The organism is Bradyrhizobium sp. BWC-3-1, from assembly GCF_032917965.1.
Lineage (GTDB): Bacteria > Pseudomonadota > Alphaproteobacteria > Rhizobiales > Xanthobacteraceae > Bradyrhizobium > Bradyrhizobium canariense_D.
In genome coordinates, this window is the sequence record NZ_CP136625.1 from 4,712,086 (window position 1) to 4,732,579 (window position 20,494).

The 20,494-nt window shown below is 62.6% G+C and carries 24 protein-coding genes; 19 read left to right on the forward strand and 5 right to left on the reverse strand.

All coding sequences use genetic code 11. The features are described from left to right. Nucleotides 1-47: 47 nt before the first annotated feature. The 4 genes from RX329_RS22905 to RX329_RS22920 all read left to right on the forward strand — a co-directional run bounded on the left by RX329_RS22905 (nt 48) and on the right by RX329_RS22920 (nt 3,135). A complete protein-coding gene (locus tag RX329_RS22905; protein ID WP_317244305.1) occupies nt 48-1,013 on the forward strand; it encodes an O-antigen ligase family protein in 966 nt (321 codons plus the stop codon). Next, nucleotides 1,013-1,435 (forward strand): hypothetical protein, encoded by a 423-nt coding sequence (locus tag RX329_RS22910; RefSeq protein WP_317244306.1) that lies wholly within the window; start codon nt 1,013-1,015, stop codon nt 1,433-1,435. Before RX329_RS22905 ends, RX329_RS22910 begins: the two co-directional genes overlap by 1 nt. Before the next feature lie 869 nt (nt 1,436-2,304). Then, on the forward strand, nt 2,305-2,640 hold the full coding sequence (locus tag RX329_RS22915) for a hypothetical protein (RefSeq protein ID WP_317244307.1): 336 nt from the start codon (nt 2,305-2,307) through the stop codon (nt 2,638-2,640). 330 nt (nt 2,641-2,970) lie between these two features. After that, a complete protein-coding gene (locus RX329_RS22920) occupies nt 2,971-3,135 on the forward strand; it encodes a hypothetical protein (protein WP_018457873.1) in 165 nt (54 codons plus the stop codon). Between the two features lie 200 nt (nt 3,136-3,335). Here RX329_RS22920 and RX329_RS22925 read toward each other — a convergent pair whose 3' ends face one another. Both RX329_RS22925 and RX329_RS22930 read right to left on the reverse strand, forming a co-directional pair. Beyond that, the gene (locus RX329_RS22925) at nt 3,336-3,584 is read right to left on the reverse strand and encodes a hypothetical protein (RefSeq protein ID WP_317244310.1); all 249 of its coding nucleotides are present in this window, start codon (nt 3,582-3,584) and stop codon (nt 3,336-3,338) included. A 14-nt stretch (nt 3,585-3,598) separates the two neighbouring features. Beyond that, a complete protein-coding gene (locus tag RX329_RS22930; RefSeq protein ID WP_317244311.1) occupies nt 3,599-3,778 on the reverse strand; it encodes a hypothetical protein in 180 nt (59 codons plus the stop codon). A 517-nt stretch (nt 3,779-4,295) separates the two neighbouring features. Here RX329_RS22930 and RX329_RS22935 point away from each other — a divergent pair. Beyond that, nucleotides 4,296-5,039 carry a DUF2786 domain-containing protein gene (locus RX329_RS22935; RefSeq protein WP_317244312.1) on the forward strand — a complete coding sequence of 248 codons (744 nt, stop codon included), beginning with the start codon at nt 4,296-4,298 and terminating at the stop codon, nt 5,037-5,039. 41 nt (nt 5,040-5,080) lie between these two features. Here the strand turns inward: RX329_RS22935 and RX329_RS22940 are convergent, their stop codons facing one another. After that, complete coding sequence (locus tag RX329_RS22940; RefSeq protein WP_007591053.1) at nt 5,081-5,287, reverse strand: hypothetical protein; 207 nt, start codon at nt 5,285-5,287, stop codon at nt 5,081-5,083. Nucleotides 5,288-5,594: 307 nt separating this feature from the next. On the opposite strand from RX329_RS22940, the gene RX329_RS22945 reads away from it, so the two are divergent. From RX329_RS22945 to RX329_RS22960, 4 genes are all read left to right on the forward strand, one after another. Beyond that, nucleotides 5,595-5,891, forward strand: a complete 297-nt coding sequence (locus RX329_RS22945; protein ID WP_018457868.1) for a hypothetical protein — start codon at nt 5,595-5,597, stop codon at nt 5,889-5,891. A 186-nt stretch (nt 5,892-6,077) separates the two neighbouring features. Continuing rightward, on the forward strand, nt 6,078-8,105 hold the full coding sequence (locus tag RX329_RS22950) for a VTT domain-containing protein (protein ID WP_317244313.1): 2,028 nt from the start codon (nt 6,078-6,080) through the stop codon (nt 8,103-8,105). Beyond that, the gene (locus RX329_RS22955; RefSeq protein WP_317244314.1) at nt 8,105-8,800 is read left to right on the forward strand and encodes an endonuclease/exonuclease/phosphatase family protein; all 696 of its coding nucleotides are present in this window, start codon (nt 8,105-8,107) and stop codon (nt 8,798-8,800) included. Before RX329_RS22950 ends, RX329_RS22955 begins: the two co-directional genes overlap by 1 nt. A 129-nt stretch (nt 8,801-8,929) precedes the next feature. Beyond that, nucleotides 8,930-9,121 carry a hypothetical protein gene (locus RX329_RS22960; RefSeq protein ID WP_018457865.1) on the forward strand — a complete coding sequence of 64 codons (192 nt, stop codon included), beginning with the start codon at nt 8,930-8,932 and terminating at the stop codon, nt 9,119-9,121. 49 nt (nt 9,122-9,170) lie between these two features. Here the strand turns inward: RX329_RS22960 and RX329_RS22965 are convergent, their stop codons facing one another. Then, the gene (locus tag RX329_RS22965) at nt 9,171-9,395 is read right to left on the reverse strand and encodes a hypothetical protein (protein WP_247390683.1); all 225 of its coding nucleotides are present in this window, start codon (nt 9,393-9,395) and stop codon (nt 9,171-9,173) included. A 235-nt stretch (nt 9,396-9,630) separates the two neighbouring features. Between RX329_RS22965 and RX329_RS22970 the strand changes: the two genes are divergently transcribed. From RX329_RS22970 to RX329_RS22980, 3 genes are all read left to right on the forward strand, one after another. Continuing rightward, complete coding sequence (locus RX329_RS22970) at nt 9,631-9,948, forward strand: DUF1476 domain-containing protein (protein ID WP_317244315.1); 318 nt, start codon at nt 9,631-9,633, stop codon at nt 9,946-9,948. Nucleotides 9,949-9,989: 41 nt separating this feature from the next. Continuing rightward, nucleotides 9,990-10,304: a hypothetical protein gene (locus RX329_RS22975; protein ID WP_018457862.1), complete on the forward strand. Its 315-nt coding sequence runs from the start codon at nt 9,990-9,992 to the stop codon at nt 10,302-10,304. Between the two features lie 672 nt (nt 10,305-10,976). After that, nucleotides 10,977-11,912: a septal ring lytic transglycosylase RlpA family protein gene (locus RX329_RS22980; RefSeq protein ID WP_247296742.1), complete on the forward strand. Its 936-nt coding sequence runs from the start codon at nt 10,977-10,979 to the stop codon at nt 11,910-11,912. Here RX329_RS22980 and RX329_RS22985 read toward each other — a convergent pair. Continuing rightward, on the reverse strand, nt 11,906-12,862 hold the full coding sequence (locus RX329_RS22985; RefSeq protein ID WP_317244316.1) for an alpha/beta hydrolase: 957 nt from the start codon (nt 12,860-12,862) through the stop codon (nt 11,906-11,908). The two genes, RX329_RS22980 and RX329_RS22985, sit on opposite strands and share 7 nt — an antisense overlap. A 151-nt stretch (nt 12,863-13,013) precedes the next feature. Between RX329_RS22985 and RX329_RS22990 the strand changes: the two genes are divergently transcribed. The 7 genes from RX329_RS22990 to RX329_RS23020 all read left to right on the forward strand — a co-directional run bounded on the left by RX329_RS22990 (nt 13,014) and on the right by RX329_RS23020 (nt 20,494). Continuing rightward, nucleotides 13,014-14,276, forward strand: a complete 1,263-nt coding sequence (locus tag RX329_RS22990) for a D-alanyl-D-alanine carboxypeptidase family protein (protein WP_317244317.1) — start codon at nt 13,014-13,016, stop codon at nt 14,274-14,276. Nucleotides 14,277-14,278: 2 nt separating this feature from the next. Continuing rightward, nucleotides 14,279-14,965, forward strand: coding sequence for a dTMP kinase (gene tmk, locus RX329_RS22995; RefSeq protein WP_018457857.1), 687 nt, complete (start codon nt 14,279-14,281; stop codon nt 14,963-14,965). Next, nucleotides 14,962-16,002 (forward strand): DNA polymerase III subunit delta', encoded by a 1,041-nt coding sequence (locus RX329_RS23000; protein ID WP_317244318.1) that lies wholly within the window; start codon nt 14,962-14,964, stop codon nt 16,000-16,002. Before tmk ends, RX329_RS23000 begins: the two co-directional genes overlap by 4 nt. Before the next feature lie 110 nt (nt 16,003-16,112). Continuing rightward, a complete protein-coding gene (gene metG, locus RX329_RS23005; protein WP_317244320.1) occupies nt 16,113-18,134 on the forward strand; it encodes a methionine--tRNA ligase in 2,022 nt (673 codons plus the stop codon). Between the two features lie 13 nt (nt 18,135-18,147). Further along, nucleotides 18,148-18,924 carry a TatD family hydrolase gene (locus tag RX329_RS23010; protein WP_317244321.1) on the forward strand — a complete coding sequence of 259 codons (777 nt, stop codon included), beginning with the start codon at nt 18,148-18,150 and terminating at the stop codon, nt 18,922-18,924. Between the two features lie 13 nt (nt 18,925-18,937). After that, entirely contained in the window at nt 18,938-19,735 is a 798-nt protein-coding gene (locus RX329_RS23015) for an MBL fold metallo-hydrolase (RefSeq protein WP_317244322.1), read from the forward strand. Nucleotides 19,736-19,900: 165 nt separating this feature from the next. Then, entirely contained in the window at nt 19,901-20,494 is a 594-nt protein-coding gene (locus RX329_RS23020) for a TRAP transporter small permease (RefSeq protein WP_018457852.1), read from the forward strand.

The following is a 20,494-nucleotide window of genomic DNA, read 5'->3' on the forward strand; positions in this document are numbered from 1 at the left end:
TCGCGGCCCTGGCACTGCCATGGTCGACAACGGCTGTTGAGATCTTCTTGGCTCTCTGGCTGGTTGTCCTGATTCCGACGATCGACCCGGAAGAGCTGAAGAAATCCTTCCTAAGACCCGCAAGTTTCTTGCCGGCGGTCCTCTTCGCTCTCGCGGTGCTTGGACTGTTGTGGACCGATGTCGACCGAACCGGGATGCTGCAGGGGCTGGGGCCCGTCGCTAAGTTCGCGGTTCTCCCTTTGCTGATCTATCATTTCCAACGCTCGCAGCGCGCAGAGTGGACTTTCATTGCATTTCTCGTCTCGTGCTCGGCGCTCATGGTTTTCTCTTGGTTTGTCTACTTTGCGCCCGGCTTGAAGATCGGGACGGCAGAGGCGCCAGGCGTTCCGGTCAGAAATTACATCGACCAAACGCAAGAATTTGCGCTTTGCGTTTTCGCGCTGTTACCAGTCCTCGCAAACTCACTGAGGAAACGCCAAGTGATGGCTGCACTCGGATGCACCGTTTTGTTGGCGGGATTTGCTTCGAATTTGGCAATCGTCGCTGTAGCGCGCACGGCGCTCCTTTATTTTCCACCCCTGCTGCTACTCTTCGCCTGGAAATACCTTGGTCGGAAGACTGCCATTTTGTTTTTATGTGGGGTAGTCGGCTTGGTGGTACTTGGTTTCTCAACGTCGACAAACTTACGTCAGCGCGTTGAGCTGTCGATCAGAGATTACGAAGTCGAGCGCCACACCGATCTTGCGACTTCACAGGGATTGCGGTTCTTTTATTGGCGCACATCCTTCCAAGCGATAGTTCAAGCGCCGGTTTTTGGTCACGGTACGGGATCGACGAAGACGGTCTTTGCAGATGCGGCGAAGGGCAAAGAGGGTGAATGGGCCAACGCGGTTCGCAACCCCCACAACCAGATCTGTCCAATGGGGGCTTGTGGGCGCCATTTTGCTTTTCGCAATGTGGTACGCTCATTTGCTGCCTCTTTGGCCGATCCTTCACGCACTGGATTGGCCTAATGGTTGTAACTCAAAATATCCTAAGCAGTCTGGTCAACTCGCATCTTTTCGATTTTCACGAGGGGTGGCTGTACGTCCTCGGCGTGGGCGTGGCTGGAGGGGCCATCACCGGCTTGTCAACTCGCCATGTACCGATAATTCATCCGCGGCGGTTTAGCCGGCCCCCTCCAACTGCAGGTTATGCTGGTTCTTATTTTACGGATTGGCTTGAGGGAGCCAATCGGCCCATCCAGACCGCGCTTGCGGTGTCAGTCATATTCGTGATCTCGACCTCGAATATCTACTGGCGCTGGGCCAATGACTGGATTGCTGTCGCGTTGGCGCTTGGCGCGGGCTGGTGCGTGATGGCAGCGGTGACGAAGCTATTCGAGAGGCGCGCGTACCGAGCGATGAGAAAGGAATTCGGTCGAGATTGGTCCTGAAACGTAATCGCCGACGAGGCGATCGCTTGCGATTTCTCTTTGAAAGCCTCTTCGAAGTTCGCGCGACGGAGGTTTACGGAAGATGTCCGTGCGCGCTACGGCTTGCGCCCGGTTGGAACGTTTGACGGCGTCATTCGACGGTCGAACGACGGTTAGGCTGACCTCTATAGCGATCATCAGCTTGCACGTTGTGGATAGGTGGGCGACGCGCGACTCTTGACGAGAGGGCACAGGCGGGAGTCTGATCGCCCGCATGGGGCGAGATCAGCACAACACCGACGAACTCCCGGCAATGGAGCGACTGTGCCGCGACCTGGTGGAGGAGAGCAGGGTGCGAGGCGAGGCCGGCGCGCTGCTTAAGATGGCCGAAAACTTCGGCCGTGAGGTTGCGAGACTAACCGTGGATAGGACCGTAGATTGTTCTCGGCGCAGGTGGAAAAGACGAGCGATTCAGCGAGGTTGACCGGGCCCCCTTCCGCCACCTCCTAGTCCAATAGTGCCCTAATCCGTCTTTCTGTGTCGAAGAAGCGCTTGATCTAAAACGGTTGGGTTCGTTGCTTGGGCTTGGTGGCAGCGCGGGCTCCAGCAGCGTGCCCACGTGGTCTGGTGCCGCTCTCGGCGCCGGAGCGGGCGGCCTCTCCATTCCCATGTTCGCAAGCGGCACCAGTTCGGCCCCGAGTGGACTCGCCATGGTGGGCGAGAAAGGTCCCGAGCTGGTCAACCTTCCGCGCGGCGCGCAGGTTTTCAAGCCGGTCAAGCGCGGAGAATGCTGGAGGATCAGAGCGGCCCTGCTGTGGTCATGCAGGACGGTGTGCTGGGAGTAGCTGCCGAACTTGTGGACTGGCCGCTCCGCCGCTACGATTTGCGGCATGGGACAGACCAAAAAGCTGATCGATTGCCACGACTGTGACCACCCGGTTTCACCGAGTGCGTCGGCCTGTCCAAATTGCGGCTCGAAGGTGCCGTTCGGTCCTCCCGTTCTTCACCGCAAAAGGCCCCCGATCTATAACATCGAGGGGCGCAACGACCGCAACATGGTCGTCTTTGCCGTGACGCTGGGAGGCTTAGGCGCAGCTTACGGATTTGCGAAAAGCGCAGGGCCGCTTAGCGCTGCGCTGCTGGTCACATCGTACGGCATGCTGGGTGTGTTGGTGGGCGTCCCGCTTGCGGCGTTGTTCAACGTCACGCGCCGGCTGTGGCGGTAGCGACCTCCGGAATCTGGGAAGTCTACGTACCAGCCCAGCGTCGCTCCCGGCGCTCTGATCCGCAATGAGCATGGGGGCTGGTAAGGAAGCGGTGCCATTTCCACACCCGAGTGAACCATCCGGCCACCTCGAATTCCGGTAGTCTTACGGAATCCTTTTTCGGAACACGGTGTTCTACTGTGAGAACACCGGCGAGATTTAAGTACCAGTTTGTAATTTGACCGGGATGGCCGCAGTGGGGGCTGGAACCACCCTGCGGCCTTTCGCTTTGGCGAAACCCATTTCTAAGTTGAGCCGTACCGTCTCTGGGGCGAAGTCGGCGGAGAATTCGTGAGCATTCAAATCATTATAGCCGCCATGTTGGAGCGCGAGCTAGCGGCGCGCGGCGTGCAATCGTTGGGACCTTCCGATTGCATAGAGATCGTCGAGAACCTGCTTGAGCGCTTGAAAGATCTGGATCGGGAGTTAGCTGCGCGAGGCGCAACGCGGCGGTAGGCTGATGGAGAGACGGCCCCGGGTTGGAGAGGCCGGGGACTGGTTAGACCGAGGCCGCTACGCGGGAGCTTTGGCATTCTCTTGTTCACGATGCAGGTCCGCAGGAGTCGCAGTCGATCGCGGATCGACATTTGCGATTGCGGTCTGGCAGGTGAGCAATCCGGTCATCGGGACGCGTCGCGCCGTGAGCACGATGAGCTTTAGATCGTCTTCCGGTGTCCAATGGTCAGTGCGTATTTGTCCGCTCCAGGCTCAAGATGCTGAGGCCAGTCAATTGCCGTGCAGAACAAGCCGCGTCGCTCGATTTCCCGTGCAAGAGCTTCCGCGCGCAGCCTCGCTGGCAATCCGACAAAACGCGCGCCGGCTAGCCTATCTGCTTGCACCTCTTGGCGAATGAACTCGTGCATCCGCGGAATGAAGTGGTCAGAGAGGCCTTCGAATTCGCTCATGCCAGCCAATCGCGTCAGTCAAAGATACAGGTAACCAGAAAGGTGGCTGGCTGCCAAGCGATGAACCCAATCGCCTCCAGCGAAACAGCTGTGGCCAGGAGGGCTACAGCGCTGAAGGTGAGGGGAATGACGAGATCAAAAAAGTTGTGGGGCTCGTCTGCATCTGCAGTTTGAAATGCGGTTCTATTGGACATTCGGATATTCCTCTATTCGAGGTCATATCGAGTTCGACGCTCTCAGCCAAACGTTCGCTGGGGTTAACCTGACCGCTAAACCTTAACAGCGGGTCCAGTCCCTATGTGTCGCGGCACAAAACCGATCGATGGCCTTGATCAGTGCGTCCTTCAATCCACCACTCTGCTGCGGCTAACCTCAACAAGCGCAGGGATCAAAGCCGGCTGGCTGCAAGCTCGAAATACTGTGAACACGACGCCGCCGCCAAAGCCAAGGCGCTCACGCAACCCCGTTCGGCTTGTGGTGGTCTGCTCCCGACAGTGATTTGTCAGTTGCGGTGGAAATCGAGCGAGAGCGCGATTGTAGTGAAGCCTCGTCTCTGCATTCTATGGTCAGTGCCGCGAGGTCGTGCACCGCACGTAGGAGGAGTGAGGTCCGTTCGAAAAAAGTCGAAGATCAATACAGTTGACAAGAGACCCCTTCCGCCGGTCTATCCGACCGGGTTCTATCCGTCGGGTTTACCCGGACAGGTGATCGGTGAATCAGACATCCAATCCAGCTGCACTCGACAAGCTGAAGCTCCGCATTCAGGCGTTGCGTTCGAAGACCATCGCCAATGGCTGCACCGAGGACGAGGCGCTGTCTGCGGCCGCCAAGGTCGCCGAACTGCTGGATCGCCACGATTTGTCGCTGTCCGACGTCGAACTGCGGGCGTCGCCGTGCGAGCGGAAGGTCTACGAGACTTTTCGCAAGAAGCGAATTCCCCTGGACGACTGCATCGGGGCGATCGCTCGTTTCTGCGATTGTCGGGTCTGGCGCGAGAAGAACACGGCCGGCGAGAGCAGCTATGTGTTCTTCGGCCTCGGCGCGGACATCGAGGTCGCGCATTATCTGGCCGAATTGATCGACGGCGCCGTCCGCGCCGAGCTCGGCCGCTTCAAGACCTCGGTCGACTACAGCAGGTTCCGGCACCAGGAGCGGCATCTGGCCAATGCCTCCTTCGCGCTCGGGATGGTGGCGTCCGTCGCGGACAGGCTGGTGGCGATCAAGGCCAGTCGCGATCAGATCAACGAAAGCACCGGCCGCGGGCTGGTGGTTCTCAAGACGTCGGTGGTCGATGCGGAGTTCGACAAGCTCGACCTGAAGATGCGGACCCAGCGCAGCAGCAGCCGGATGGTGTCGATGACGGCCTATGAAGCCGGCGGCGCCGCCGGCGCGTCGCTGGCCATCAATCCCGGGCTTGCAGGGTCGCAGTCAAGGACCGCTCCCAAAGGGAGCTGAGCGCGTCGGGGGAGGGCGTGCAGCGTCACCGTCATTGCAGTTCAGTCGATGGACTTCTCGAGCTTCTGGGCTGCCCGGAAGTCGTCCATGTGCTGCAGGTTCGGCCCGTACGCGGCCTCCTTGGTCAGCAGGTGGTAGATCCGGGCCACGACGGTTTGCAGATGTTTCATTCGTCCGCGCGGCATCGCCCGGGCCTTGCAAAGGGCTCGGACCGCGTGCGCTCGGAAATAATCAAAAGCGTCTGACATCGCGGACTCAACGTCCCGCGAAACGATTGGTTCTTGGATTGGTCCTCGTTCGCGCGCCCCAAAGCGCCTCCAGGAACGCTGTCGAATGGGAGAACTTAGCTCGTCACGAAGCTATGGGATGGGCGAGGTATGTTCTTCTTTTTTTCGAACCGGCTGGGATGTCTCGGCTCGCTGCTGGTCTCCGGGTTGATCACTCTCGCGCTGCTTGTTCTGTTCGGGATCGTTCGGTTCTAACCGCCCGCGGGTTCAGGAACCTGGCCCTCGCTGACCCGTTGTTGGCACTCTCGTCCAGCCATGGAGGGCGCCCTTGGAAAGTACGATCATCGGAGAATTCGACACGCGCCGCGGCGCCGAGCTTGCGGTTGAGCATGTCGTGCAGGAATGCGGCGTGCCGCGAAGCGACGTCTTCGTCCAGCCCGTCGGTGGCGCTAACACGTCGGGGACACGCCCGGCCGGTCCTGACGCCAAGGCCGCGCCTGCGCCGGAGGGACACCAGAAGCTGGAAGGCCGGATCGAGGTCTCCGTGGATTTTCACGGCGATGCGCCTGAGAAGATCGCGGACGCCTTGAAAGGCGCAGGTGCGAAGACTGTCCGAACCAAGTAGCGGCAATGGGCGACTGTGGCGCCGGAATCCGCGCACGCTGAACGGCCACTCTGGTTCTGAGTCGGGGAACCCCTTGCGCGGTCAGTGCGTTTCAACGCGAACGCAGATTGCGAGGTCTCCCTGCTTCAGAGCTCATCGACCCTGATCCCCGGCGACACCGTCTGGCGGCGGTGCGAGGCGCGGCGTGTGGCGGTTCTGAACGATGCTGCCGCTTATTTCGCGGCCCTGCGGCAGACCCTGCTGCAGGCGCAGGACCTCGTCTATATCGTCGGGTGGGATATCCATAGTGAGACCAGGCTGGTCGGCGAGTCCGGGCGAGCGGATGATGGCTTGCCGGAGCAACTCGGCCCATTCTTGCGCGCGCTGGTCCACCGCCGTCCCACCTTGCACATCAACATTCTCGTCTGGGACTTCGTCTCGTTCTACGCCTCCGAGAGGGAATGGAATTCCGCGGCCAAATTTACCGCCGACACAGATGGCCGCGTCCGGTTTCACCTGGATGCCACGCTTCCCTTTGGGTCGGCCCAACACCAGAAGATCGTCTGTGTCGATGGTTCACTGGCGTTCGTCGGCGGGCTCGATCTGACGATCAGGCGTTGGGACACCAGTGATCATCGCGCCGATCACGCATCGCGCTGTGATCCCCAGGGCAAGCCATACCTGCCGTTTCATGATGTTCAATGCGTGGTCGATGGGGATGCGGCGGCGCAGTTGTTCGACCTCGTGGAGCAACGCTGGCGCGCGGCGGGCCAACAGATTGATGATCGGCGCCCGCTGAAAAGCTTGCGCTGGCCGGCGATTGTGCCGGTCGAGGCTGAACATATTCCGGTGGGTATCGCCAGGACCGAGGTGGTTTGTCCGGCAGGTTCGACGCTCCGGGAGGTCGAACGCTCGCTGATTGCAGCGATGCGGTCCGCGACGAAATTCGTGTACATCGAGAACCAGTTCACCAGCGCCACCAAGATCGCGCGCGAATTGGCGGAGCAGATGCTGCGCGTGCCTTCGCTTCGGGTTCTGATCGTCACCCCAAAACTGCACTCCTCATGGCTGGAATCCCAAGCGATGCAGAACGGCCGGGGCGCTTTCATCGATTGCTTCAGTTCGGCCGGCGTCGCCGATCGCATCCGCTTCGTCTATCCGGTCTCGGGGAACGGGGATACGGAAGCGGCCGTGATGGTGCACAGCAAGCTCATGATCGTCGACGATCGGATCTTGAGGATCGGTTCGGCCAATTTGAACAATCGGTCGATGGGTGCCGATAGCGAATGTGACCTGATCTTCGAAGCCGCATCAGACGAGCATCGGGAGTTCATCGCCTCGGTCCGCCGTTGCCTGATCGCCCATTTCTGCGGTCTCGATGAACAGACCGTCGCGCAAAACGAAGATCGTCTTTTTGCGCTCCTGGACGACGTCGCAAGCGGGACGAAGGCGCTGCGGGACGTTGAATCCTCGGTCCTGACCAGCGCTCTGGCCACGATGGTTCAGCCGGTGGCGGACCCTGAGGCGCCTCTTCATCTGGAGCGGGCGGCATCGCGGATGTGGAGCACGAAGACGATCATCGGGATGGTCTCGATCGCCGTGGCGCTTTTTGGACTGACGATGGCCTGGTCCTACACGTCGTTGAGCGATTTCGCCGACGCGGGCCGGATGTCGACGCTTCTGTCTGCCTATTCGCAGTCCGTCTGGGGTCCGCCATTCGCGATTGCAGCTTTCGTCGTCGGCGGGTTGGTCGTGTTTCCGGTTCTCGTGCTCATTGCGGCGACTGCTGCCGCACTGGGACCATGGCTAGGCTTCGTCACCGCCATGACGGGGGTCGTGCTCAGCGCCTTTATCCTGTTTGCGATCGGACGGGCACTCGGGCGCGAACGCCTCCAGCGTTTGCTCGGACGACGTACCGCGCGCATCCAGGAACGTGTTGTCGGCAAGGGCATTCTGGCTGTCGTCGTCATCCGGATGATCCCGATCGCGCCGTTCTCAGTGGTGAATGTCGTGGCTGGCGCGAGCACGCTGCCTCTGCGTGACTTCCTGGTCGGAACGCTGCTCGGCATGACGCCCGGCATTCTCGCCATGGCAGTTTTGGGGGCTCAGATCGCTGATCTCGCCAGGAACGCGTCCTGGGTCAACATGTTGCTGCTCGCACTGGCGTTCCTGGGCTGGCTCGCGATCTGCGCCGGCGCGCAATTCGTCGCGACGTGGCTCGCCGGGAGGCGCTGATGCGCTTCATGACGTGGAATGTGCATGGCACCTTCAATCTCAATCCGAAGTTCGATCTGGAAGGGATCTGTTCCATCATTCGCAAATGGGCTCCCGATGTCGTCGCGCTTCAGGAGGTGGATTCGCGATCGCGATCGGACGATCCGTTTGCGAAGCTGGCGAGCGTCGTCGGCGATCACGGTGTTCACGCCAAGTCGATCGTCACGGCCGATGGCGACTACGGCCAGACGCTCCTGAGCCGCTTTCCATTCTCCGGCCCGCCCGAGATCGTCGACGTGTCGTATCGTGAGCGGGAGCCGCGCCGAGCGATCGCCGCGGGACTGCTGACACCGGTTGGCGATGTTCGCGTGGTGGCCACGCATCTCGGCCTGAGCATCCACGAGCGCCACGCGCAGGCTCAGGCGCTGGTGAGCCTGGTGAAACCTGGAAGGACCGTCGTCCTCGGGGATTTCAACGACTGGTTCTGGATCAAATCGGTGCGGCGCGTGCTCGCGCAGGTCTGCCCAAACCGTACGCGGCTGCGAACTTTCCCGTCGCATTTGCCCCTGCTGCGGCTTGACCGGATCTATGCGACGTCCGACAGCCCGATCGGGAAGGTTTGGACCGACGAAGGCGCGAGGGCCTATTCAGACCATTTGCCTGTTATTGCAGACATCGGGATCCCTGCGGGGTCAAACGCATCGAAAGTGCGATAAAAAAAGTGCTGTCTGCAGAAGGACTTGGCTACTGTGCATGGGGTTGTTTTCGCACATTATGCAGTCGGCCCGCAGTGCCGCTCAGCGGGACCACGAGGAACTCTTTCCTCACCTCAGCATTATCTGGCCATGACGGAAGACATTTCCTACCGGCGCAAGCCCTTGACTCCCGAGCAGCGGCAGGCGCGCGATGCGACGCGCCGTGTCGAAGCCGAAAAAGCCATGCGCGATCATGAAGCTGCGCAGAAGGCGTTTTATGCCAACAAGGAACGGCTGAGGGCCGAACGGTTGGCGCGTGAACAGACGGAGGCGAAGGGCTGACCGTACGCGGTCGCCCCGTCAAGGATGTTCTTGCCCGCGAGCGCCGGTCTCAGTGCCGGTCAGGGATGCGGGTCACGCTCAACGCCTGCTTCAGCGCCTGAACGGCACTTGCGAAAGGTCTGCGAGGCGATTGCGCCTCGATCGCTTCCGCTGCGACGCGACAATCGTCAGCGACCTTGAGCAACCCGCTTCGCGCGAGGTCCATGGTGGAGAGGGCTGCCTGCTCCAGGCAGACCCGTTCAAGCCGTCGAAACTCCCGCAGTTCTTTGTTCATGCGTCAGCTCTCGATGTCCCCGGCCATGCGGCGCTGAGTCTGCTTAATGAACAGTAAACTCTCTGCCTAGCCGGGTTTGGCTGGCGTAGAGCTGGTGGGTGCCTTGGGTACGCCCAGCGGGCTTGACGGCGTTTGGCTTCCGCCGGAAGCTTCCAACGACCCTGAATTGAACCACGGAGACGTTCGCTTCCAGCCAGTCCGATCCCGATCAGCGCAAACGACAATGGAGCTGACCATGACCACGTTCGACAAGCGCGAGCAGGGCTTTGAGGCCAAATTCGTCCACGACGAGGAGCTCATGTTCAAGGCCACGGCCCGGTCCAACAAGCTGCTCGGGCTCTGGGCCGCAACCCAGCTCGGCCTCAGCGGCGATGCCGCGGCCGGCTACGCGACCGCGTTGGTGACGGACCATCTGGAGAACCACTCGATGGATGAGATCCTCGACAAGGTGGCAGGCGATCTTGCCGCCAAAGGCGTCGCACGCGAACAGGTCGCAGCCAGGCTTCAGGAATGCATGCACCAGGCGTTGTTGCAACTCGAAGCGGACAAGTGAAAGCAAGCCGGCCCTCGACGGCTGGGATCGGGAGGCGGGCGGTGACTTGCGGAATATCTTGCGGAGTATCTTGCAGCAGCCTCGGCAAATGGGCCGGCGCGATCGCACTCGCTGCTGCGATCCTGGTCGGCTGCAGCGGCGCTGAGGTATCGGCCACGCCGCTGACGCCATTTCGCTACGAGGCGCAGGCGCAGCGTCATTGCCCGCACGACCGGGTTGTCTGGCTCGATTTCAGCAAAGGTGTCTATTACGGCAAAGGCCAGAAGCGGTACGGCCAGGGTTTTGACGGCAGCTTCGTCTGCCTGAGCGAAGCCCGTGACAGTCTTTATCGGCGTTCGCTGCTTGGACTGCGGTAAGCGTATTGTTCGGGAAGTGCTGGGTGCTCAGGCGAAGGCCAATGCCACGAGGCTGGAGCACAGCAGGACCAGACCACCGGCGGTCAATGCCAGGAAGCCATCGGATACGAGGTCATGGTTGCGCATGGGACACCTGCCGCTCTCGTCTGCGATGCTCGATCGGATCGATTAAAAATGTCCGAACGCGCCGTCTTGAAAGGGTGATGCTTGCCGTCCGCGCGAGTGCCTCAGGCCCTCGTGCGATAACCTTCAAACGCATGGGCCAGGAAGATCCCCGCGCTTACCAAACCCATCAGTGCCGAAACCGTCTCGATCATCGTCTCATTCCATTCCGCCCTGCACGCGAGAAAACGCGGGCGGCCTTGCACAGTCAAAAGAATTCCAGTGAGCGGCGCGACAATGGGGGTGGAGTGAGGATTTGGCGCAACAGAATGTCCAGGCGTGGCACAGAGCAGGGCACCGGCGCCCCGTAGTTCAACGGGGCGAGCGCATACGCCCTGTTTACCATCCCGGCGTGAACGCCGTGCGCTCCCCATTTCCGCCGTGTTCGGGTTGCGTTATCGTTACCACTTCCGACGCGGTGGTGGGCCGCCTCGGAGCAAAGGACCGGACAGCGCTACCCGTAGCCAAAGCGGGTTAGGTACGCCTCCGGCAAAGTGGTATTTGGGGCGAATGGGGATCCGACGGTCAGATTCGGTTTTGCGGGCCGCGCGCGCTGCTGCGATGGCCGCGACCTGCCTTGCGCTCGCCAATTGCGCCTCCTCCAACAAATTCGCCAGCCGGGTCGATCCGAAATACGGCGTGTCCTCGAGCCCCCGGGTCGTGGCTTTGGGCGATCCGGTCCCGAAGGGCGGCGGCGCCTATCGCGTCGGCAAGCCCTATGTGGTGGGTGGCCGGACCTATGTGCCCGAAGAGGACGTCAACTACCGCGCCGAGGGCATGGCGTCCTGGTACGGCGACGATTTCCATGGCCGCCTGACCGCCAATGGCGAAGTGTTCGACATGGGCTCGCTGACCGCGGCGCATCCGACCCTGCCGATGCCGTCCTATGCGCGGGTGACCAACGTCTCGAACGGCAAGTCGCTGATCGTCCGCGTCAATGACCGCGGGCCCTATCACGGCAACCGGCTCATCGACGTCTCGAACAAGGCCGCCGAACTGCTTGAATTCAAAGGCAATGGGATCGCCAAGGTCCGTGTCGAGTATGTCGGCCGGGCGCCGCTGGAAGGCTCCGACGACCGCCAGCTGATGGCCACCTTGCGCACCGGGACCCCGGCGCCGTCACCGTCGATGGTCCGGGTCGCCTCGGCGAGACCCTTCGTGCCGGAGCTGCCATCGTCGAACCGCGGCGCCATGCGCGGCGAAGTTCCGACGCCGGAGGGACGGCCCTACAATCTCGGCAACACCTCCGCCGACATGGCTTCACTCAGTGCGACCTCGGAAATGTCGGCCTCGAGCCGCAACCGGGGCCGGGCGCTCCAGAACGCGCGCGCCGTGTCCTATGACGGGGACGGCCGCTATGCGACCGAGAGCACTCCGTCCGGCGCCTACGCCTCGGATGGCGCTGCCGAGGCCCGCGGCATCCTGAGCGGCCGCGGCCTCTACTGAGCCGCGCTTTCCTTCAGGAAACTCATCAACGCCGCATTCACCTCGTCGGGCCGCTCCTGCTGGACCCAATGGCCGGCGCCCTCGATGATCAGCTTTCGCTTCAGATTGGGCAGCACGCGCTCGAGTTCGTTGACGCGCTTGGCTCCGATCAGGCCGGTGATGACGGCGTCTTTCGAACCGGCAATGAAGAGCGACGGCTGATGGATTTGCGCGTCCTGCCAGGGCGCCGTCAGCTCCCAATTGCGATCGAGGTTGCGATACCAGTTCAGCCCGCCGCGGAAGCCGGACTTGCGGAAGGTTTCGGTGAAATAGGCAAGGTCAGTCTCGGTGAGCCAGGCCGGCACAGGCTCCTCCGGGTTGCCGTGGCCGAGGAATCCCTTGCCCTCCAGCACGAACATGGCCGCGGAGGGATCGGCAAGGCCGCGCCCGCCGAGCACGATGCGCATGGTGCGCGCGACGTCACGCTGGAATTCGGCTTCGGCAACGCCCGGCGCCTGGAAGTACTGCCAATAGAAATTGGTGATGCCGCCCTGGCGCAGGAGTTCGAGCGGCTTGCCGCGGCCGCGGAACGGCGGTGGCACGCTCAGGCCGGCGACCGCCGTGAAGATGTCGGGCCGGAACAGCGCCGCGTGCCAAGCCACCGGTGCACCCCAGTCGTGGCCGACCACCATGGCCTTGGTCTCGCCAAGCGCCTGCACGAGGCCGACGATATCGCCGACCGTGTCGAAGATCGAATAGGCCGTCGCCTCGGGCGGCGCTGAGCTCTGGCCATAGCCGCGCATGTCGGGGGCGACGACGCGAAACCCGGCCTGCGCCAGCGCCGGGATCTGGTGGCGCCAGGAGTAGGAGAGTTCCGGCCAGCCGTGGCACAGCACCACCAGCGGCCCCTGACCGGCTTCACGGATGAACAGGTCGATCCCGTTGGCCTTGATCACGCGGGTGGATGACATCGCTTTTCCGCCTTGTTTCAGGGGTTTGGTCAGAAAATCTGAGGTGCCACGATAGGGGCGGGACGAGAATCGTGCAATCTCGGGACAAGCGGCCACCCCGTGTTGTTTGCACCGGCTCCAACTGTTAGAACGCCGCTCTCAGGGCTTGGCCATGGAATTTCATCTTTCCTCGTTTAGGCGCACCCGGTTTACCGCCGGAGCGCTGGCGCGCGGGCTGATCGCGACGGCTCTGGTGGCGGCCATTGGCTGGAGCGCGGCGCTCTACGCCGCCAACCAGAGCGTCCAGGGCGCCAAGAAAACAGATGATTCCGGCTTCGACGGCGACGCCCCGACCGCGATCCTGATCGAGGCCTCCAGCGGCAGTGTGCTGTTCGAGAAGAACGCCGACGAGCTCCGCGCGCCCTCGAGCATGATGAAGCTGATGACCGCCGAGGTCGTCTTCAACGCCATCAAGAAGGGCGACATCAAGCTGACCGACGAATACCGGATCAGCGAGAACGCCTGGCGCAAGGGCGGCGCACCCTCCGGCGGCTCGACCATGTTCGCCGCCATCAACAGCAAGGTCACGGTCGACGATCTCCTGCACGGGGCGATCATCCAGAGCGGCAACGACGCCTGCATTGCGCTGGCCGAGGCCATGGCGGGCAGCGAGCGGATTTTCGCCGCCGACTTCATGACCAAGCGAGCTCGCGAGCTTGGCCTCACGAAATCGACCTTCGGCAATTCCAACGGCCTGCCGGACCCCGCCAACAAGATGACGGTGCGCGAGCTCGGCATTCTCGCCCGGCACATCATTCTCGACTTCCCCGAATTCTACAAACTGTTCGGCGAGAAGGAATACACCTGGAACAAGATCCGCCAGCCCAACCGCAATCCGCTGCTCAATTCGATGGAAGGCGCCGACGGTCTGAAGACCGGCTACACCAAGGAAGGCGGCTACGGCATGGTCGGCTCGGCGGTGCAGAACGGCACGCGGCTGATCGTTGTCATTAACGGGCTGGAAGACCCCGACGATCGCGCGACCGAAGCCAAGAAGATGCTTGAATGGGGTTTTCGCAATTTCGAGACCCGCACCCTGATCGCGGCCGATCAGCCGGTCGGCTACGCCAAGGTGTTCGGCGGCGAGAGCCGCTCGGTCAAACTGGTCGCCAAGACGCCCGTGAAGGTGATGGTGCACAAGAACGGCAGCGACAAGCTGATCGCGCGCGTCGTCTATAACGGCCCGGTGCGCGCGCCGGTCGAGGCCGGGCAGAAGGTCGGGCTGGTCAGGGTCTGGCGCAGCGGCAACATCGCAGTGGAGACGCCGGTCTATGCCGCTGACGCGATCGGCACCGGCTCGACCGTGCGCCGCGCGATCGACGGCGCCAGCGAGCTGGTGATCGGCATGTTCCGTGCGGGCGCCGAGAAGCTCTGATCATGAGTGAAAGCGCGGTAAAGTGGCCGTCCGGACGCGGGCGTTTCGTCACCTTTGAAGGCGGCGAGGGGACGGGCAAGTCGACCCAGATCAAGAAGCTCGCCGACCGTCTCAAGGCCGCCAGGATGCGTATCCTCGTCACGCGCGAGCCGGGCGGCTCGCCGGGCGCCGAGATCATGCGCCATCTGGTGCTGTCAGGCATGGGCAAGCTGCTCGGACCCGAAGCCGAGACGCTGCTGTTCGCGGCCGCCCGCGACGATCATGTCCACACCGTGATCCAGCCAGCGCTCAACCAGGGCACGTGGGTGCTGTGCGACCGCTTCGCCGACTCGACGCGGGCCTATCAGGGCAGCCTCGGCCGCGTGCCGGCCGCGCTGATCAACGCGATGGAGCGGGTCACGATCGGCGATCTCAAGCCGGACCTCACCATCATCCTCGACCTGCCGGTCGAGATCGGCCTGCAGCGCGCGGCCGCGCGCCGCGGCAGCGGCACGCCGGACAGATTCGAGGCCGAGAAGCTCGGTTTCCATCAGGGCCTGCGCGAAGCCTATCGCAAGATCGCGGCGGACGATCCCGCGCGCTGCGTGCTGATCGACGCCAATTCCGATCCCGACACGGTTGCCGGACGCATCTGGATCGCGATGCGTGATCGCCTGCTCCCGACGCCGGCAACGGTGGTGTCCATATGAGCCCGCGTCAGACCGAGCGCGAAACTGCCATGTCTCATCCGCGCGAGACGAGCGTTCTGTTCGGCCATCGCGAGGCCGAGACCGCGCTGCTCGCCGCCTATCGCAGCGGGCGCATCCCGCACGCCTGGTTGATTGGCGGGCCGCAAGGCATCGGCAAGGCGACGCTGGCGTATCGGATGGCGCGCTTCGTGCTCGCTCACGGCCAGCCGCTGGCGCCTTCCGTGCAGCGCGCCGAAGACCTCGCCATCAATCCCGATCACGCCGTGGCACGGCAGGTTGCTGCGAGTTCGCACGGTGGCCTGCTGACGCTGGAGCGCACCGCCAACGACCGCGGCGTAATGCGCACCGTGATTACCGTGGACGAAACGCGCGAGACGATCGGTTTCTTCGGCTCGACCGCGACAGCCGAAGGCTGGCGCGTCTGCATCGTCGACACCGTCGACGAGCTCAATCCGAATGCCGCCAACGCGCTGCTGAAAATTCTCGAGGAGCCGCCGCAGCAATCGCTGTTCCTGCTGGTGAGCCACGCGCCGGCGCGCGTGCTCGCCACGATCCAATCGCGCTGCCGCAAGCTGCGTCTCCGCGCGCTCGCAACCGACGACGTGATTGCTGCAACCGCTGCCGATCTCGACCCGAACGATCCGGCGTTGCGCGAGGCGGCGGAGGCGTCCGAGGGCAGCGTCGCGCGGGCGCTGACGCTGCTCGGCGGTGACGCCCTGAAGCTTCAGCAGCGCACGGCCGCGCTGCTGGCGCGACTGCCGCAGGTCGATCCGCGCGAATTGCATACGGTCGGCGAATCGCTCGGCACCAGCGACCGCGTTGCGCTTGCCGCCTTCATCGACGGCATCGATCGCTGGATCGCGGAACGCCTGCACGCCGACGAGGCCAATGCCAACCAGAACCTGCCGCGCCTTGCGCGCCTAGCTGAGGTATGGGAAAAGATCGTCCGCGCCGCGCGCGACACCGAAACCTATAATCTGGAGCGAAAGCCCTTAGTCTTCTCGGTGTTCGGCTGGCTGGCGGACGCAACGCGCTAGAGCATGATCCGGAAAAGTGTGCAGCGGTTTTTCCGATAGGATCGTGCTCAAGACAATAAACTAACGCAGGTTCGTTTCCCAATTTCGAGAAGCCGGTAAAGGAATTCGTCGTGGCAGCGCGAGCTAAGAAAATCGCTAAAGGCAAGAGCAGCAAGAAGAAGGCTGCCACCAAGGCCGTCAAGAAAGGCGCGAAGAAGGCCGTGAACGCGCGCGCGCGCAAAGCTGCCAAGAACGTCAAGAAAGCCACGAAGACCAAAAAGACGGCCGCCAAAAACACCGGGAAGAAGAGCGCCGCGAAGACGGCAAAGAAGGCAGCGAAGAAGCAGATCGTCGCCAAGAAGACGGTGAAGACAGGAACCAAAAAGCCAGCCAAGGCTTCGGCAAAAAACAAAGCCTCGGCGAAAAACAAGGCCCCGGCGAAGAAGATAGCCAAGACGGCGAGGGTGGCTGCGCCCGCAGTGACCGCCGCACCAGCTCCTGTCGCGACGCCGCCGAAGACTGCGAAGCCCGATGTATCGAAACCCAAGGCCCCGCGCGCGCCGAAGTCCATCGCAGCGCCGCACGCCAACACGCCCGTGGCCGTCCCCGCGCGCGACAACGTCTTCTACATCACGACTGCGATCGCCTATCCCAATGGCAGCCCGCATATCGGCCACGCCTATGAGGCGATCGCGACCGATACGTTGGCGCGCTTCGCCCGGCTCGACGGCAAGGATGTGTTCTTCCTGACCGGCACCGACGAGCACGGCCAGAAGATGGTTCAGACCGCGGCCGGCGAAAAAATGTCCGTCTCGGAGCTCGCCGCCCGCAATGCCGGCCGTTTCAAGCAAATGGACGAGCGCCTGAACGTGTCGTTCGACCGGTTCATCCGCACCACCGAGGAGCAGCATCACCGCTCCAGCCAGGAGATCTGGCGGCGCATGGAAGCGAACGGGGATATCTATGCCGATATCTATGCCGGCTGGTATTCCGTGCGCGACGAAGCCTATTACGCGGAGGACGAGACGCGCCTGAACGAGGACGGCGTGAGGCTCGGGCCGCAGGGCACGCCGGTCGAATGGGTCGAGGAGAAGAGCTACTTCTTCCGCCTGTCGGCCTATCAGGACAAGCTGCTCAAGCTGTACGAGACGCAGCCCAATTTCATTGGGCCCGACTCCCGCAAGAACGAGGTGGTGAGCTTCGTCAAGGGTGGCCTGCGCGACCTCTCGATCTCGCGCACGACGTTCGACTGGGGTGTCAAGGTGCCCGGCGACGAAGATCACGTGATGTATGTCTGGGTCGACGCGCTCACCAACTACATCACCGGCGTCGGCTTCCCCGACGAGAGCGACAACAACTGGCGTTATTGGCCTGCCGACGTGCACATCATCGGCAAGGACATCATCCGCTTCCATGCGGTGTACTGGCCGGCTTTCCTGCTGTCGGCCGGGATCCCCCTCCCGAAGCGGGTCTATGCCCATGGCTTCCTGTTCAGCAGGGGCGAGAAGATGTCGAAGTCGGTCGGCAACGTGGTCGATCCCTTTAACCTCGCCGACCAGTACGGCGTCGACCAGATGCGCTATTTCTTTCTGCGCGAGGTGCCGTTCGGCCAGGACGGCAACTACAATCACGAGGCCATCGTCGCGCGCATCAATGCCGATCTCGCCAACGATCTCGGCAATCTCGCGCAGCGCTCGCTGTCGATGATCGCGAAGCAGCTCGGCGGCGTGCTCCCGGAGCCCGGCGAATTCAGCGATAACGACAAGGCGATCCTGTCACACGCTGACGACATGCTCGCGGCGTCCCGCGAAGCGATGGCGACGCAGCAAATCCATCACTGGCTCAATGCCGTGTGGGCCGTGGTCGCGGAAGCCAACCGCTATTTCGCGGGCGAAGCGCCGTGGGCGCTCGCCAAGACCGATCCTGTCAGGCAGAGGACGGTGCTCTACGTCACCGCCGAAGTCGTGCGCCAGATCGCAATCCTGGCCCAGCCGGCGATGCCGACGGCCTCGGGATTGCTGCTGAACAGCCTCGGTATCCCCGAAGCGGAGCGCAACTTCGCCGCGCTTGGTGGCGCAACGCGCATCGCGCCCGGTACGACGCTGCCCGCGCCGACGCCGGCCTTCCCCCGCTATATCGAGCCGGCAGCCTAAAGGCGTTCGCACCATGCTGGTCGACAGCCACTGCCATTTGGATTTTCCGGATTTTGCGGAGGATCTCGACGGGATCGTGTCGCGGGCGCGAGCGGCCGGCATCGGCCGCATGGTCACGATCTCGACGCGGGTGAGGAAACGGAACCAGCTTTTGGCCATCTCCGAGCGCTATGACGACGTCTATTGCTCGGTCGGCACCCATCCGCATAACGCTGATGAAGAAGACGGCATCGCGCCGGACGAGCTGATCGCTTTGACGCAGCATCCCAAGGTCGTCGCGCTCGGCGAAGCCGGGCTCGACTATTTCTACGACAACGGCTCGCCGGAGGCGCAGGCGAGGGGCTTTCGTGCCCACATCGCCGCCGCCCGCGCCACCGGCCTGCCGCTGGTGATCCACACCCGCGAGGCTGACCAGGATTGCGGCCGTATCCTTGAAGAGGAGACGGCAAAGGGATCGTTTCGCGCGGTGTTGCATTGTTACACCGGCGGGCGCGAGCTGGCGCTGAAGGCGGTCTCGCTCGGGCTCTATATCGGCTTCACGGGCATCCTGACCTTCAAGAAGTCCGAGGCCTTGCGCGCGCTTGCGGCCGAACTGCCGTCCGACCGTATTCTGGTTGAAACAGACTCGCCCTACCTTGCGCCGGGCAAGTTCCGGGGCAAGCGCAACGAACCGGCCTATGTGGTCGAGGTCGCAAAAGTGCTCGCCGAAACACGCGGCGTGTCGTTTGACGAGATCTCGCGCCAGACAAGCGAAAACTTCTTTCGCCTGTTCTCCAGGGTGAAACCTTAGAACTGGGAGCCGCATGACGCTGACGCTGACGATCCTGGGCTGCGGCTCCTCCGCCGGCGTGCCGCGTCCGGCACTCGGCTGGGGTGCCTGCGATCCCAACAATCCCAAGAACCGCCGTCGCCGCTGTTCGCTGCTGGTCGAGCAGACATCGGGCGAGGGCACCACGCGTATCGTGATCGACACCTCGCCTGACCTGCGCGAGCAATTGCTCTCGACCAATGTCGACCACATCGATGCCGTGTTCCTGACCCACGAGCACGCCGATCAGACCCACGGCATGGACGACCTGCGTTCGGTCGTGATGCACATGCGCCGGCGGATTCCGACCTATCTCAATCAGACGACTGCGAACGACATCATGTCGCGGTTCTCCTATTGCTTCGTCTCACCGGCGGGCAGCGACTATCCGCCGATCCTGACGGCGCAGTCGATCGAGGCCGGTGACAGCCAGACCATCCAGGGGAAGGGCGGCCCGGTGACGATGACGGCCTTCCTGGTGCAGCACGGCAACATTCCCGCGCTGGGCTATCGCATCGGCGATGCCGCCTACACGCCCGATCTCAACGACATCCCACGCGAGAGCTGGAGCGCGCTGGAAAATCTGGATCTCTGGATCGTCGATGGCCTGCGCTACACCAGCCATGTCAGCCATTTCAGCATCAACGACGCGTTGTCCTGGATCGAGCGCTTCAAGCCGAAGCGCGCCGTCATCACCAACATGACGGCCGACGTCGATTATGAGGTGATCCGGCAGTCGCTTCCGGCGGGAGTGGTGCCCGCGTATGACGGGCTGCGGCTGGATACCCGCTGAACCCGCGGGGGAAATTCCGGCGAGAGCCGGCATACTCCTTGCTTGCGCTAGCCCCATCATGTTGATCTAACGTCTGAAAGACAGGCGCTGGGCAGGGGCGATATTCATGCAGGACCGGCGCGCGACGTGCGATCGCCGGGACCTTCTGAATCGCTTCGTATGAGGATGGGGATCGCGTTGGCAGGGGACGATGTCACGAGCCGGGGGCCGGTGCGACGCGCGCTAGATCTCCTTTATCTCGGTGCGGGCTACGCCGCCGGAGCCTTCATGGTTGCGATCTTTGCAATCATGATGATCATGTCGATCGGGCGCCAGTTTGCGGTCAACATTCCCGCCGGCGATGATTTCGCCTCATGGTGCATGGCCGCGATGGCATTCCTCGGCCTCGCTCACACCTTCAAGCGCGGAGAGATGATCCGGGTCGGCCTGTTGCTGGAGCGTCTGCATGGGCGCTCCAAACAGGTGGCGGAGGTCGTGGCCCTCGGTATTGCCGCCGCTTTCATCCTCTATTTCACCCGGCATGCCGTGCAGATGACCTACGATTCCTGGCGCTTCAACGACGTGGCGCAGGGCGTCGTCGCGCTTCCGCTCTGGATTCCGCAGCTCGGGTTTTCCGGCGGACTCGTGATCCTCTCGATCGCGCTCATTGATGAAATGGTCAGTGTCATCAGCGGCAACCGGCCGAGCTACGAGAAGGGCTCGCCGGACGAGACTCCGGACGAATTCATCGAGCGGATATCGCAGGGCGGCGGAGGTTGA

What these genes read in the sequence shown, in the direction of transcription:
- RX329_RS22930 (WP_317244311.1), bottom strand. Translation starts at nt 3,778, where the DNA reads ATGTCCAATAGAACCGCATTTCAAACTGCAGATGCAGACGAGCCCCAC.
- RX329_RS22970 (WP_317244315.1), top strand. Translation starts at nt 9,631, where the DNA reads ATGACCACGTTCGACAAGCGCGAGCAGGGCTTTGAGGCCAAATTCGTC.
- RX329_RS22965 (WP_247390683.1), bottom strand. Translation starts at nt 9,395, where the DNA reads ATGAACAAAGAACTGCGGGAGTTTCGACGGCTTGAACGGGTCTGCCTG.
- RX329_RS22985 (WP_317244316.1), bottom strand. Translation starts at nt 12,862, where the DNA reads ATGTCATCCACCCGCGTGATCAAGGCCAACGGGATCGACCTGTTCATC.
- RX329_RS22990 (WP_317244317.1), top strand. Translation starts at nt 13,014, where the DNA reads ATGGAATTTCATCTTTCCTCGTTTAGGCGCACCCGGTTTACCGCCGGA.
- RX329_RS23000 (WP_317244318.1), top strand. Translation starts at nt 14,962, where the DNA reads ATGAGCCCGCGTCAGACCGAGCGCGAAACTGCCATGTCTCATCCGCGC.
- RX329_RS22960 (WP_018457865.1), top strand. Translation starts at nt 8,930, where the DNA reads ATGACGGAAGACATTTCCTACCGGCGCAAGCCCTTGACTCCCGAGCAG.
- RX329_RS22915 (WP_317244307.1), top strand. Translation starts at nt 2,305, where the DNA reads ATGGGACAGACCAAAAAGCTGATCGATTGCCACGACTGTGACCACCCG.
- tmk (WP_018457857.1), top strand. Translation starts at nt 14,279, where the DNA reads ATGAGTGAAAGCGCGGTAAAGTGGCCGTCCGGACGCGGGCGTTTCGTC.
- RX329_RS23010 (WP_317244321.1), top strand. Translation starts at nt 18,148, where the DNA reads ATGCTGGTCGACAGCCACTGCCATTTGGATTTTCCGGATTTTGCGGAG.
- RX329_RS22940 (WP_007591053.1), bottom strand. Translation starts at nt 5,287, where the DNA reads ATGTCAGACGCTTTTGATTATTTCCGAGCGCACGCGGTCCGAGCCCTT.
- RX329_RS22910 (WP_317244306.1), top strand. Translation starts at nt 1,013, where the DNA reads ATGGTTGTAACTCAAAATATCCTAAGCAGTCTGGTCAACTCGCATCTT.
- RX329_RS23020 (WP_018457852.1), top strand. Translation starts at nt 19,901, where the DNA reads ATGGGGATCGCGTTGGCAGGGGACGATGTCACGAGCCGGGGGCCGGTG.
- RX329_RS23015 (WP_317244322.1), top strand. Translation starts at nt 18,938, where the DNA reads ATGACGCTGACGCTGACGATCCTGGGCTGCGGCTCCTCCGCCGGCGTG.
- RX329_RS22955 (WP_317244314.1), top strand. Translation starts at nt 8,105, where the DNA reads ATGCGCTTCATGACGTGGAATGTGCATGGCACCTTCAATCTCAATCCG.
- RX329_RS22925 (WP_317244310.1), bottom strand. Translation starts at nt 3,584, where the DNA reads ATGAGCGAATTCGAAGGCCTCTCTGACCACTTCATTCCGCGGATGCAC.
- RX329_RS22980 (WP_247296742.1), top strand. Translation starts at nt 10,977, where the DNA reads ATGGGGATCCGACGGTCAGATTCGGTTTTGCGGGCCGCGCGCGCTGCT.